The sequence below is a fragment of the Streptomyces dengpaensis genome (assembly GCF_002946835.1).
Classification (GTDB): domain Bacteria; phylum Actinomycetota; class Actinomycetes; order Streptomycetales; family Streptomycetaceae; genus Streptomyces; species Streptomyces dengpaensis.
Map to the genome: position 1 here is coordinate 5,697,032 of NZ_CP026652.1, position 12,590 is coordinate 5,709,621.

The 12,590-nt window shown below is 73.4% G+C and carries 11 protein-coding genes and 1 pseudogene; 6 read left to right on the top strand and 6 right to left on the bottom strand.

Annotated features, from left to right (window positions below; all coding sequences use genetic code 11):
- Positions 1-11: 11 nt before the first annotated feature.
- The 4 genes from C4B68_RS26420 to C4B68_RS26435 all read right to left on the bottom strand — a co-directional run bounded on the left by C4B68_RS26420 (position 12) and on the right by C4B68_RS26435 (position 5,811).
- Positions 12-1,370, bottom strand: coding sequence for an ABC transporter permease family protein (locus tag C4B68_RS26420; protein ID WP_099499316.1), 1,359 nt, complete (start codon positions 1,368-1,370; stop codon positions 12-14).
- Positions 1,367-2,098 (bottom strand): ABC transporter ATP-binding protein, encoded by a 732-nt coding sequence (locus C4B68_RS26425; RefSeq protein WP_099499315.1) that lies wholly within the window; start codon positions 2,096-2,098, stop codon positions 1,367-1,369. The genes C4B68_RS26420 and C4B68_RS26425 overlap by 4 nt, the downstream gene beginning before the upstream one ends.
- On the bottom strand, positions 2,095-2,628 hold the full coding sequence (locus tag C4B68_RS26430) for a PadR family transcriptional regulator (RefSeq protein WP_099499314.1): 534 nt from the start codon (positions 2,626-2,628) through the stop codon (positions 2,095-2,097). Before C4B68_RS26430 ends, C4B68_RS26425 begins: the two co-directional genes overlap by 4 nt.
- An 87-nt stretch (positions 2,629-2,715) precedes the next feature.
- Positions 2,716-5,811, bottom strand: coding sequence for a glycoside hydrolase family 84 protein (locus tag C4B68_RS26435; RefSeq protein ID WP_099499313.1), 3,096 nt, complete (start codon positions 5,809-5,811; stop codon positions 2,716-2,718).
- A 634-nt stretch (positions 5,812-6,445) separates the two neighbouring features.
- Here C4B68_RS26435 and C4B68_RS26440 point away from each other — a divergent pair.
- The 3 genes from C4B68_RS26440 to C4B68_RS26450 are packed head-to-tail and all read left to right on the top strand — an operon-like array spanning position 6,446 to position 9,071.
- A complete protein-coding gene (locus tag C4B68_RS26440; protein WP_099499519.1) occupies positions 6,446-6,646 on the top strand; it encodes a hypothetical protein in 201 nt (66 codons plus the stop codon).
- Entirely contained in the window at positions 6,647-8,773 is a 2,127-nt protein-coding gene (gene malQ, locus C4B68_RS26445; protein ID WP_099499312.1) for a 4-alpha-glucanotransferase, read from the top strand. It begins immediately after the preceding gene.
- Between the two features lie 58 nt (positions 8,774-8,831).
- On the top strand, positions 8,832-9,071 hold the full coding sequence (locus C4B68_RS26450) for a hypothetical protein (protein ID WP_099499311.1): 240 nt from the start codon (positions 8,832-8,834) through the stop codon (positions 9,069-9,071).
- A 164-nt stretch (positions 9,072-9,235) separates the two neighbouring features.
- On the opposite strand, the gene C4B68_RS26455 is transcribed toward C4B68_RS26450, so the two are convergent.
- Complete coding sequence (locus tag C4B68_RS26455; RefSeq protein WP_099499310.1) at positions 9,236-9,883, bottom strand: TetR/AcrR family transcriptional regulator; 648 nt, start codon at positions 9,881-9,883, stop codon at positions 9,236-9,238.
- Positions 9,884-10,045: 162 nt separating this feature from the next.
- Here C4B68_RS26455 and C4B68_RS26460 point away from each other — a divergent pair.
- Positions 10,046-10,354: pseudogene (locus C4B68_RS26460) on the top strand (aromatic-ring hydroxylase C-terminal domain-containing protein); the annotation flags it as partial.
- Positions 10,355-10,502: 148 nt separating this feature from the next.
- On the opposite strand, the gene C4B68_RS26465 reads toward C4B68_RS26460, so the two are convergent.
- Complete coding sequence (locus tag C4B68_RS26465) at positions 10,503-11,375, bottom strand: trypsin-like serine protease (RefSeq protein WP_180289163.1); 873 nt, start codon at positions 11,373-11,375, stop codon at positions 10,503-10,505.
- Positions 11,376-11,798: 423 nt separating this feature from the next.
- On the opposite strand from C4B68_RS26465, the gene C4B68_RS43530 reads away from it, so the two are divergent.
- Both C4B68_RS43530 and C4B68_RS26475 read left to right on the top strand, forming a co-directional pair.
- The gene (locus C4B68_RS43530) at positions 11,799-12,164 is read left to right on the top strand and encodes a hypothetical protein (protein ID WP_240634479.1); all 366 of its coding nucleotides are present in this window, start codon (positions 11,799-11,801) and stop codon (positions 12,162-12,164) included.
- Complete coding sequence (locus C4B68_RS26475; RefSeq protein ID WP_240634480.1) at positions 12,140-12,553, top strand: hypothetical protein; 414 nt, start codon at positions 12,140-12,142, stop codon at positions 12,551-12,553. Before C4B68_RS43530 ends, C4B68_RS26475 begins: the two co-directional genes overlap by 25 nt.
- Positions 12,554-12,590 lie beyond the last annotated feature (37 nt).

The window sequence follows — 12,590 nt, forward strand, 5'->3', positions numbered from 1 at the left end:
GGTGTGAGATATCAGACGTAACGCAGTTCCGCCGGGTGTACGGAGCGGCGCAGCAGCGGCAGGGACGTGGCCGCCGCCAGCAGACAGGCCGCGTAAACGATCAGCGGCACCAGGAGCGGCACCAGCGGTACCGCGTGGCCGCCGCCTTCGACGAGGAACGCGTATCCGGTGCTGATCACCATGCCGCCGACGCCGGCCAGCGCGACCGCGGGGGCGAGCGGCAGGGCCGTTTCCAGGAGCAGCGCCCGGCCGAGTACGTTCCCCGGCACCCCGGCGGCTGTCTGCGCGGCGAGTCCGCGGCGGCGGGTGGCCAGGGATTCGGCGGTGCCCACGGCGAGGGCGGAGAGGGTGATCGTCAGGGCGACCACTATCGCGGCGCCGGTGAGGTTGAAGCCGGTGGTGTAGAAGGACATGCTCTCGGGGCGTGCCTCAGGGGCGCGGCCGTTCAGCTCGTCGAGCAGCACCTGCCGGATCCCCATGAACGCGGTCCCCACGATGGTCACGAGCAGGACGGCCGCGTGGGTGCGGGCGGCGGCCCACGGGTCGTCGCGCAGCCGTTCCGCTGCGATGAGCGTCGCCGGGTTCCCGGTGCGGGCCGCGAGCAGCCGTCCGGTGAGCCGGGCGGTGACGCCGGTCAGCCACACGGCGCCCGCGCCCGTGATGATCACGACGGTGAAGACGAGCAGCGGGGCCGTGCCGGGCCCGTGGAAACCGCGTGGGGCCATGACCAGCCCCATGACCAGCCCCGTGAGCAGGATCATCAGCGTCGCCACCAGGAACACGAGAACCGGTCCGCGGCCGCCGCTCGGGCGCACCCGCCGTACCCAGCCCAGCGGCGAGGCGACCACACGGCGCAGCGCGAACGCGCTCACCAGCGCTCCCAGCAGGGGCACGGTCACCGCGATGGCCGCGAACCCGAGCCAGACGACGGCCGGCGGCTCGTGCCACTCGCGCAGCAGGAGCAGCGCGGCGAAGACGGTGGCGACCGCCGAGCCCGCGAGGCACGCGAGCCCCGCCTCCAGCGCGGCGATCCGCCGCACCTGCGCCGGGGAGGCCCCCGCCAGGCGCAGCCCGGCCAGCCGCCGGTCACGGTGTACGGCTCCGATCCGGGCGCACTGCCCGAGGAAGCCCAGCACCGGGACCAGCAGGAGCAGCAGCGTGAGGACGATGCCCGAGCGCTCACCGGGCTGGTTCAGCAGACCGTTCGCGACGGACAGGTGGTACTGCCCCTCCAGCGACGCGACCGCGACGGCGGCGAGCGCGAAGCCGGTGGCGAGCGCCGCCCCCAGCGCGGTGAGGGTGACCCGCCACCACTCCCGCCGGTCGGAACCGCGGGTCAGCAGCAGCGCGAGACGGAGGTCCGTGATCATCGGGACACCTCCGCCGGCGCCTCGGAAGCGGAGCCGGCCGTGTCCGCGGAGCCGGACGTCCCCTCCGCCGTCACCAACCCGTCCCGCAGCGACACCTCCCGGTCCGCGTACGCCGCCACCTGTGCGTCGTGCGTGATCAGCAGGACCGCCGTGCCGGACTCACGGGCGGTGTGGACCAGCGCGGTCATCACCTGCTCCCCGGCGAGGGAGTCCAGCGCCCCGGTCGGCTCGTCCGCGAAGACCACCTTCGGGCCGGTCACCAGCGCCCGCGCGAGCGAGACCCGCTGGGCCTGGCCGCCGCTCATCTCACCGGGCCGCAGCGCCTCCTGCCCGCGTACGCCGAACCGCTCCAGCCATTCACCGGCCCGCTCCCGTGCCGCCGTACGCGAGGTGCCCGCGAGCAGCAGCGGCAGCGCCACGTTGTCGACGGCGGTCAGCTCGGGGATCAGCTGCCCGAACTGGAACACCACCCCGAAGTCGGTGCGCCGCAGTTCGCTGAGCCGCTTCTCGGGGAGCCGGTCGAGGCGTTCACCCGCGTACTCCACCGTGCCCTCGTCGGGCCGGACGATGCCCGCCAGGCAGTGCAGCAGTGTGGACTTGCCGCTGCCGCTGGCCCCGGTGACGGCCAGGATCTCGCCGGCGCGCAGGTCCACCGAGGCGCCGCGCAGCGCCGGGGTGGAGCCGTGCGCCTTGACGAGGCCCCGGGCGGCCAGGAGTGGGTTGCTCATGCTGCGTCGACCTCCGCGGTCAGGGTGGTGAGCCGGGCCGCCGTGGTGTTCATCCAACGGAGGTCGGCGTCGAGGTGGTTGAGGGCGTAGTCGGCCGAGAGGACGGTCGCGAGATCGGCGCCGGGCGCCGTCTTCACCGCCGTGAGCTCACGCATGCGCGCCATGTGTGCGGCGCGCTGCGCCCGCAGATAGCCGGCCGGGTCCGCCGAGGCGAGGATCGAGACGACGACCTTGGCGAAGATCTCGTTCGTCACGAAGGGCGCGGGCGGGGTGATCTCCCGCGCCCAACGGTCCAGTTCACGTGATCCGTCGTCGGTGGTGCGGTACAGCGTCCGTTCCGGACCGCCGTCGGAGTCGGTGCCGTCGACCTCGGCGAGACCGTCGCGGACCAGGCGCTGCAAGGTTGTGTAGACCTGCCCATAGGCCAGCGGACGGGCCTGCGGGAAGCGTTCGTCGTGCCGTCGCTTGAGGTCGTACCCATGGCTGGGCCCTCCGGCGAGCAGCCCCAACAGGATGTGACGGGTACTCATGGGGATCAGTATGTACCCAGGATATGTACTGAGTGAATAGTGATTCAGAAAGAAATGATGTCGAGGTGCCATCGGGTTGGCTCGGCGTCAGTCCGCCACCGCGTACGCTTCGACGGTCCACAGCGAATACCCGTACTGCGTCGCCCTCTTGACCCCCTGGACGCGCACGTAACGCACATCGCGCTCGTCGAAGCGGAGGGATTCGCGGCCGCCGTGGCCGTCGTCGACCGTCGTCGCGGTGCGCCAGGTGCGGCCGTCGGCGGAGACCTGGATGCGGTACGAGGAGGGGTACGCGTCCTGCCAGTGCAGGACGAGACGGCCGAGGCGGGCCGGCTCGGCGAGGCGGACCTGCCACCAGGCGCCGTTCTCGATGGGGGAGGACCAACGAGTCTCTGGATCGCCGTCGTTCGCCGCCGACGCGGGGAAGTCCGCCGTCTCGTCGCCGGAGGAGGAGGCCACTCCGGAGCGGGCCAGGTCGGGGCCCGTCGTACGCGGGAAGGCGCGGACCGTCAGGGTGCGGGTCTCCGCGCCGAAGGTGACGGGGACCGCGTACGTTCCTGATGGCGTCCCCGGCGGGACGGTGACCTCGATCGGGAGGTCGACGGTGGTTCCGCGGGGGAGGGTCGAGGTTTCCGGGACGCGCACCGTGATGGGCTGCGGTGCCCTCGTGGTCAGTTCGCCGTTGACGTCGGCGGGGCGGAGCGACGTGAGGCGGGCCGTCACCCGCTCCGTGCCGCCGATCTCCACGTCCGTCGTGGAGCGGGCCAACTTCAGCGAAGTGGCGGGGGAGTCGGCGAACCACGGCACGAGGTGGCGTACGCGGGAGGGCGCGGGGCCCGTGACGCGTAGGGCGTCCACGTGGAGGTCCGTCGCCGTGAGCTCCGTCGCGCCCCCGGCCGAGAGGGAGCCGAGGCGCCGCCAGCCCTCGCCCGGCAGATGGGCCTCGACGGAACCGGTGGTGCCGGGTTCGGTGAGGACGCTCACGGCGGTGAGGGCGCGGGTGTGCGGGAAACGTACGGTGCGGCCGTCCGCCGTGGCGCCGCGGTCGGCGGCCGGCTCGTGGTCGAGGCCCGCCCAGGTCTCGTACGCCTTCCGGGCCTTCGTCAGGAACGTGTCCAGCACGCCCTTGCCGACCGTCACCTGGCTCGCCGCGAGTTCGCCGCGCAGTCGGTCGAGGGCGCGGTACGCCGTCCAGGCCGCCGTGGCGTCGCCGTCCGCCTGGGCGCGCAGCATGGCGACCGCCGTCTCGCCGGCCTCGCCATAGCGCGCCAACTGCGCGGTCCAGGGCGCCACTTCGGCCGCGAGCGGGCCGTCGGCCAGCCGCTGCGGGGTCTCGCGCATCACGGTGAACGCGGCGCGCAGCCGCCGGGTCGCCGTCTCGTTCGCGGCCCGGTCCGTGCTCGTACGCGCCTGCCAGAACGCCTCCATGAGCGGGCGCAGATACGCCGACTCGTCGCCGCCGAGGACGGAGGAGGCGTCGTTGCCGGCCAGGGCGCGCAGCGCGTCCCCGCGGCGCGCGTCGCCGTCCGCGAGGTCGTCGATCGCGGCCTTCCAGGACTCCTGGGGGCGGTAGTCCCGCGGGTTCCAGGCGTAGTCGGCGGCGGTGAACAGCGGGATGCGGGACGCCTCGGCCTGGGGCATCGCGTTCGCCAGCAGGGCCGCCGAGCCCGTCGCGACCGCCGGCTCGCGCCCCTGGTACGGGCCGAGGAACACCCGGTCCTGCGCGTAGTCGTTGACCGGGTAGTTGTCCATGGTGACGAGCGGGTGGCCGCCGAACGCCTCCCGGGTGCGGGCCAGTTCGCGTCCTGTGATCGTCCTCGGTACGACGCCGACGCCCGTCCACGCCACCTCGACGCCCTCGTCCAGGGCGCTCGACAGCTTTCGGCGGTAGGTCGTCGAGCCGTCCTCGTAGTACTCCGTCGGCATCAGGGACAACGCGGCGGCGTCCGGGTGGCGTTCGGCCAGGTGCCGGGCCACCGCGTTCGCCACCCGGGCCTGCGCCTTCGCGGCCGCCTCGGGACCGGAGCCGAACATGTCGGCGTCCGCGCCGCAGTGCCACTCGCTGTAGCTGACGTCCTGGAACTGGAGCTGGAAGACCCGGAACCCGAGCGCCCACATGGCGTCGAGCTTGCGCGTCAGCGCCTTCACGTCGGCGTCCGAGGCGAAGCACATCGCCTGGCCCGGGGCCACCGCCCAGGCCAGGGTGACGTGGTTGCCGCGCGCCCGCTCCGCCAGCTCCCGGAACTCCGCGCGCTGCTCGGCCGGGTACGGCTCACGCCAGCGGGCCTGGCGGTAGAGGTCGTCGCCCGGGGCGTACACGTAGCGGTTCTGCTTGGTGCGGCCCATGAAGTCCGCCTGGGCGAGGCGCTGTTCGCGGGACCAGGGCGTGCCGTAGAAGCCCTCGGTGGTGCCGCGGACGGCGGTGCCGGGCCAGTCGCGGACGACGACCCCCGCGATCCGGCCGTCGGCGCCGATGAGCTGCCTGAGCGTCTGCACCGCGTGGAACAGGCCGTCCTCGCCGACCCCCGCGAGGGCGACCGTGTCACGGCCGTCGGTGCGGCCGACGGCCAGGCGGTAGCCGCCGGTCGGCAGGTCGGCGCGGGGCGCGGCGCCCAGCGCCGTGAGCGCCCGCTCCACCGGGCTCGTGGCGGCGCGCGCACCCAGGGCGTGCGCCCCATCGGCGGCCGCGCTCCCGGCGTGCCCGCCGAAGGGGTACGGGGGCTGGGAGGGGCGCGAGGACTGCGGGGAGTACGGGGACTGCGGGGGCTGCTGGGAGTTCGCGCTCCGCGCGCCCTGTCGGCCCGGTTGTGCCGCCTCCTGGCCCGCATACACCACCAGCGCACGCGCCGGGAGCGCATCCGCTTCGTGCGCTGTCGTGATCTTGCGCGCGCCGGCTTGGCGGAGCAGCGTGCGCAGCGCGTCGAGGGCGTACGGATCGGCCGTGCCGCCGGACGGCGAGCCGGTGACCAGGACGACCCCGTCCGGGACCGCGACCGAGGTACCGCCCGCGCGCAGGGACTGCGGGCGGGGCCAGACCGGGGGGATCCCGCTCTCGGCGGACTCGCGGTCGTCGGCGGAAGCCGTTGGTGCGGGCGGCGCGGCGACGGCGGGAGCCGTTCCCAGCGCGCTCGCGACGACGGCGAACGCGAGCGCGGCCGCCCCTTTCCCACGCCGGAGTTGCACGGTCCCCCTCCTCGTTGGTCCGCTCCCCGATGGCACCGACGGGGAGGCGCGTCGAGCCCACCATCCACGTGGTGAGGGTGTCAATGAGAGTGGCCGAAGTGCGTTGATTGCCCCAACCTGGAGAAGCCGCCTAGCCACGGAATGTGACCAGAAGCACGTTGTTCGTCCGGGAACGTCTGCCGTCGCGCCTGCTGGGTAGGGCTGCGATGACCCGCCCTGGGGCACGCCCCCGGCATCACCCGCCGGACCGGGCCCCAGGCCGCCGTACTCGACATTCGACGTACTCGACAAGGAGGCCCCCGTGGCCGCATCGGCACACCTTCTCCTCTCGGCCCTGTCCAAACCCGAGCCGGAGCGGTCCGTGCGTGACGCGGAGTCGCCCGTACGTGGGCTGGAGTCGTCCGTGCGTGACGCGGAGTCGCCCGTACGTGGGCTGGAGTCGTCCGTGCGTGACGCGGAGTCGCCCGTACGTGGGCTGGAGTCGTCCGTGCGTGACGCGGAGTCGCCCGTACGTGGGCTGGAGCCGTCCGTGCGTGACGCCGAGTCGCCCGTACGTGGGCTGGAGCCGTCCGTGCGTGACGCCGAGTCGCCCGTACGTGGGCTGGAGCCGTCCGTACGTGACGCCGAGTCGCCCGTGCGCCGGCCGGAGCCGTCCCTCGAACCCGAGGGCGCCCACCTGTGCCTGCTCAGCGCGGAAGGCGCCTGCGCGGAGGCCCCGCTGACCAGCGAACCCCCGCTGCCCGACGCCGAACCGCTGACCAGCGAGCCGCCGCTGGCCGACGCCGCGCACCTGACGAGTGAGCCCACCTCCACCGGTGCCGCGTCGGGGGTCTAGATGCCACCACGTCGGCCCGCCGACCCACCGCAGACGACACCGCACGCGACGCCACAGCCGACGCCGCCGACGCCCCTGTCCCGGCTCGCCGAACTGCACGGCGTCGCCACCTCCTACAGCCCCTCCCCGGACCGTACGGTCGCCGCCTCGGACACCGCGGTCGTCGCGGCCCTGGCGGCGCTCGACGTCGACGCGAGCACGCCCGGCGCCGTCAGCGCCGCCCTCGCGGCACGGGAGGCCGAGACGCGGGAGCGGCTGCTGCCGCCGACGGTGGTGTGCTGGGGCGGCCGCGCCCCCGCAGAGCTGGCCGAACTGCCGGACGGCACCCGGCTCCGTATCGCGACCGAACAGGGCGAGACCCGCGCCGAGGCCGAACGACTCCCGCCCGGCGTCCACGCGTTGCACGCCGCCGCCCCCGACGGCCGTACCGCCGACGTCCACCTCGTCGTCGCCCCCGCCCGGCTGCCCACCGGGCCCGGACGCACGTACGGCCTCCTCGTCCAGCTCTACTCACTCCTGTCCCGCCGCTCCTGGGGCATGGGCGACCTCGGCGACCTCGCCGAGCTGACCGCCTGGGCGGGCCGCGCGCTCGGCGCCGGATTCGTGCAGGTCAACCCGCTGCACGCGGCCGTACCCGGGGAACCCACCGACCCGTCTCCGTACCGGCCCTCCTCCCGCCGCTTCGCCGATCCGGTGCATCTGCGGGTCGAGGACATCCCCGAGTACGCGTACGTCGACGAGCCCGACCGGCTGCGTACGCTGCTGGAGCGCGCCGAGCGGCTGCGTGAATCCGTGCTGCGCAAGGGCGCGTTGATCGACCGCGACGCCGTGTGGGAGCTCAAGCGCGAGGCGCTGGAACTGGTGCGCGCGGTGCCCCTCGGGCCCGGCAGAAGGGCCGCGTACGCCGATTTCCTCGCCGAGGAGGGCGAGGCGCTGGAGGACCACGCCACCTGGTGCGCGCTCGCCGAGGTGTACGGCTCCGACTGGCGGCGGTGGCCCGCTGGTCTGCGTGACCCACGCTCGTCGGAAACCGCCCGCGCCCGGGGCGAGTTGATGGACCGCGTGGACTTCCACACCCGGCTCGCCTGGCTCACCGACGCCCAGCTCGCCACCGCCCAGCGCTCCGCGCGCGACGCGGGCATGCCGGTGGGGCTGGTGCACGATCTCGCCGTCGGGGTGCATCCGGACGGGGCCGACGCGTGGGCCCAGCAGGAGTACTTCGCCGCCGGCATGTCCGTCGGCGCGCCCCCGGACGCCTTCAACGCGCGCGGCCAGGACTGGGGCCTGCCGCCCTGGAGACCGGACCGGCTGGCCGCCTCGGGCTACGCCCCGTACCGCCGCCTCCTGCGTGCCCTCTTCCGCCACGCGGGCGCCCTGCGCATCGACCACGTCATGGGCCTGTTCCGGCTCTGGTGGATCCCGCAGGGACAGCCGCCCACGGAGGGCACGTACGTCCGTTACGACGCCGAGGCCATGCTCGCGGTCCTGGCGCTGGAGGCGTCGCGCGCCGGGGCGCTGGTCATCGGCGAGGACCTCGGCACCGTCGAGCCGGGGGTGCGCGAGAGGCTGCAGGGGCGCGGAGTGCTCGGCACCTCGGTGCTGTGGTTCGAACGCGACTGGGACGGCGACGGGCTGCCCCTTCCCCCCGAGCACTGGCGCGCCGACTGCCTGGCCACCGCCACCACCCACGACCTGCCGCCCACCGCGTCCCGGCTCACCGGCGACCATGTCGAACTCCGCGACCGGCTAGGTCTGTTGACCCGTTCCCAGGAGGAGGAACGGGCCGCGGCCGCCGCCGACACGCGGGAGTGGCTGGCGCTGCTCACCCGGCTCGGGCTGCTGCGCGGCACGCGCGGCGGCTGCCCCGCCGTGGCGGAGGAGGCCGAGATCCAGGCCGTACACCGGTTCCTGCTGCGCACCCCGGCCCGCATGATCGGCGTCTGGCTCCCGGACACGGTCGGCGACCGGCGCCCGCAGAACCTGCCCGGAACGTGGGATCAGTATCCGAACTGGCGCCTGCCCATCGCGGACGCGGAGGGCCGCCCGGTGACGCTGGAGGAACTGGCGGCCTCGCCTCGGCTGCATGAACTGATTGATGTGCTGCGGGGGCAGCGCTACCGGCGCTGATCCATCCGTACGGCACCCCGGGCGCGCGGCTCATTCAGGTGTTCGCTACGTTGGCACCGTGGACAAGAAGAACGCCCTGCGCGCCGGCGCCCTGGCCGCCGGTACGACGCTGATGATGCTGCTCATGTCGTCCCCCGCGCTCGCGCTGACCCGCGACGACGGTGACGACCCCGGCTCGGGCCTGAGCGTGATCGACACGCTGGGCCTCTACGTCGCGGCGCCGATCGTGCTGTTCCTGGTCATCGCCGGCCTCGTGATGGTCCTGGGCAAGTCCAAGAAGCAGCAGAAGCAGAGCTGACTCCGGGCCGCAGCTCGCACCGACTTCACGTCGAGGGAGTCCGCGCATCCGTTGGTGCGCGGACTCCCTCGACGTCTTTTCGCGGGCGGCCCCGCCGCGCACGGACTTGCGCCGGCACGGATCTGCGCCGGCACGGATCTGCGCCGGCTACGGACCTGCGCCGGCTACGGATGCGGCGCCGTCAGGTACCGCTGCACCGTCGGGCCCAGCCACGCCACGATCTCGTCGCGGTGCAGCGCGACGGCCGGCCCGAACCGCAGGACGTAGCGGGAGAGCGCGAGCCCGAGGAGTTGTGAGGCGCAGAGGACGGCCCGCGTCGGAGCCTGCTCGGGGTCGGGGCAGGCGCGCCGGGCGACCGGTGCGATCTGGTCTCGGAAGATGCCCTGCATGCGCTCGGCGCCGGCCTGATTGGTGACGCCGACCCGGAGGATCGCGGTGAGCACCTCGTTCTCCTCCCACAGGTCGAGGAAGTGGCTCACCAGGATGCGGCCCACCTCGTGCGGATCGTGCCCCACCGGATCGGGCATCCGCAGATCGATGTCGAGGACGGCGGCAAACAGCCCCTCCTTCGAGCCGTAGTAGCGCATGACCATCGACGGGTCGATCCGCGCGTCCTTGGCGATGGCGCGGATCGTGGCGCGCTCATAACCGTCGGCCGCGAAGCGCTCGCGGGCGGCCGCGAGGATCGCGGTGCGGGTGGCGTCGGAGCGGCGGGGCGCGGGTGCGTCTGTCGTGTCTGCCGTGTCTGTCTCGGCTGACGTGTGCGCGTCCGCCGCCGCTGACCTGGGCGCGGAGCGGTCCTTGAGTGCCATGCCAACAACCGTAGGCCAACACGTGTTGACAGTCCAGTGATGCCAACCTATGTTGGCAAACGGAGGTTGGCCAACAGTTGTTGGCAGGCGCATCGTCGCTGGCCAACAGGCGTTGGCCAGCGAGTGTTGACCGGCAGGCGTCGGTCGGCAGGCGTCGGTCAACAGGTCACGGGCATCGGGTACGCGTACGGGGCGCCGCGCGGCTCCCACCGCCTGGTCGGCACCCGCACCCCGGACGTCGCCCTGGCCGGCGACCGCCTGTACGAGGCCCTGCGCGGCGGCAGGTTCGTCCTGATCACTCCGGAGGCGTACGACGACGGGCAGGGCCGCAAGGACCGGCTGACCGTGGAACGGTGGGCGGGCGACCGCCGTACGACCGTCCTGGTGCGCCCCGACGGATACGTGGCCTGGGCGGCCGAATCCGCCGACCTGGCCGCGATCGAGGCCGCGGTTGCTGCGCACGTGGGGTGACGGTTGCCGCGCACGTGGGGTGACGGAGGACGCGCGCATGGGGTGAGGGAGAACGCGCGCATGGGGTGAGGGAGGACGCGCGCTCGGCGATCGCCTCGGAGGCCGGGGAGAGAAGTCTTCTCTCCCCGGGCTCTTCAGGCCGGTGGAACTACGGCAACTTCACGAACGGCGAGAGGAACGTGCGGGCGCCGGGCGTGTCCAGGCGGTACGTCACGTTCGTCGCGTAGCACGGGGTGTCGCCCGTGATCGTCGTGGCGGCCAGAACATTCCTGCCACCGATCACCGCGAAGTTGGGGCCGCCTGAATCGCCGTAGCAGGCACCGCCGTTGCCCTGCGGCGCGGTCATCGCCAGGCGCACCCACGCGTCGTTGAGGGCGTCGAACGTGACGGGCGCCTTCATGCGGATCCCGCCGCCGGGGTGGGTCTGGCCGCCGGGGCCGTTCACGGCCTCCTGGGTGCCGTACCCGGCGACGAACCAGTTGGTCGAGTTCAGCCCCTGCGGACCGAGCGCACCGAGCTGGTTGGCGGTCGGCAGTGTCGCCGGCGTGAAGGTCCAGCGGGCCTTGACCTTCGTGGCGGGCAGCTCGATCACCGAGATGTCGTGCGTGTCCGACGCGGGCCCGGGGTAGTCGGGGTGGCTGTGGGCGGTGCCCTGGACGGCGACGGCGTTCACCTGCGCGGCAGGGTCGCCCGGGTACTTCTTGGCGGCGGCGTCGAGCCCGGACTGCACGTTCTGGTCCAGCGACACGTAGAACTTCACGTTGTCCGGCCAGTCGGTGGTGCAGTGCGCGGCCGTCAGGAACGTGTCCGCGTCGATCATGGCGCCGGAACAGACCCAGTCGACCCGGTCCGGGGTCGCGGGGTCGTCGTCGTTGTCCCACGTGGCGACGAGCGCGCCGACCTCGGTGCGCTCGGGGGCGGGCGTCGCGTTGTAGGAGTTGATGGCCGAGGACGGCAGCGCGGTGGTGAGCACGGCCGCACAGGCCGCCGCGGTGACGGCGGTGGCGCGTATCGCTGACAAAAGAACTACCCCTTCTGCAGGTGGGAGTGGGCGTTCTCCTGTGGGAGGTGGGGCCAAGTGAAGCGCCTGGGGCAGGCCAGGGCAAGAGCGCGCCCCATCGCGGCGCCGGACGGCGGCGGAGTACGGAGTGCGGACTGCTGATACGGGAGCAGAGGGTGGACGGCAGGAGGTCGGGGGCGGGGTCTAGCCCGGGCTGACCTCCTGACCTCGGCGATCTCACGGACCTTTCGAGCGCGTCGGTTGCGCCACCATGTGCGGGCCCAGAGGAGGTGGATTCCGCCGAGCGCGATGACGACGGCCGCGGCGTCGAGGCGCTGCGCGGCCGAGTGGCCGGGGCCCAGGCGGGTCACCACGCGGGCGAAGAGCCTGACGTCCGCGGGCAGGGTGACGGTGGCGAGGAACGCCAGACACAGCGTGGTGCCCATGACGAGCACCACGCTGTACCCGCGCACGGCCCGCCGCTCGTGGACGGGCAGTTCGCGGCTGGGGTCCACAGCCTGTGTACGGCGCAGGAGACGCCGGGCCACGTACTTCGTGAACGCCACCCCGTCCCCGTACAGATCGCCCCTGGTGCTGCCCGGTGGGCGGGGTGCGGGTGAACGCGACCCGAGCGGGTTCGTCGCCGAGAGCACCTGGCTGTACCCCCCCCGCCGGTACGGGACCCTGACCGCCCTGATCGAAACGCCCGCCTGGTGCGTGCCCGCGGTGAGTGAGGCGCGGACCGTCGTCGACCCGGAGCGGGAGATCGCGCGGGTGGCGAGGTGTTGCTGGGGCAGACCCGGGAGCTGACGGCTGTGCTCGGCGCGTGCGGGCGGGCGGTGGCCGCCGTGCCCGAGGAGCTGGCGCCTCTGTGCGACGCCGCACGCGAACTCATCGACGTGGCACCGTCCATCGCCGACACCTGGGCCTCGGAGGAACAGAGCACGTATCGGGGCCACTTCGCGACCCTCGGCATCTCCGCACGCCGTATCCCGCTGCGAGCGGCGGCCATGATGCGCCGGGCGCTCGCGCGCACCGATCCGGGGACCTCCGACGTCCTCGCGAGCATCGTGCGCGAGTGGTGCCAGCAGCTGGAGAAGTCGTACGACCTCCGGTGGGTGCCGGTGTCCGCGCAGACCGGACTGCATGTGCGGACCATGATCGACACCGCCCGCCAGGTGTGCACGGCGGGCGGGTGACCGATTCGGTCACCCGCCCACCGTCCGTCACCACCGG

Excerpts from the sequence above, each read along its gene's own strand:
- C4B68_RS26420 (WP_099499316.1), bottom strand. The coding sequence starts at position 1,370 with ATGATCACGGACCTCCGTCTCGCGCTGCTGCTGACCCGCGGTTCCGAC.
- C4B68_RS26425 (WP_099499315.1), bottom strand. The coding sequence starts at position 2,098 with ATGAGCAACCCACTCCTGGCCGCCCGGGGCCTCGTCAAGGCGCACGGC.
- C4B68_RS26430 (WP_099499314.1), bottom strand. The coding sequence starts at position 2,628 with ATGAGTACCCGTCACATCCTGTTGGGGCTGCTCGCCGGAGGGCCCAGC.
- malQ (WP_099499312.1), top strand. The coding sequence starts at position 6,647 with ATGCCACCACGTCGGCCCGCCGACCCACCGCAGACGACACCGCACGCG.
- C4B68_RS26455 (WP_099499310.1), bottom strand. The coding sequence starts at position 9,883 with ATGGCACTCAAGGACCGCTCCGCGCCCAGGTCAGCGGCGGCGGACGCG.
- C4B68_RS43530 (WP_240634479.1), top strand. The coding sequence starts at position 11,799 with ATGACGAGCACCACGCTGTACCCGCGCACGGCCCGCCGCTCGTGGACG.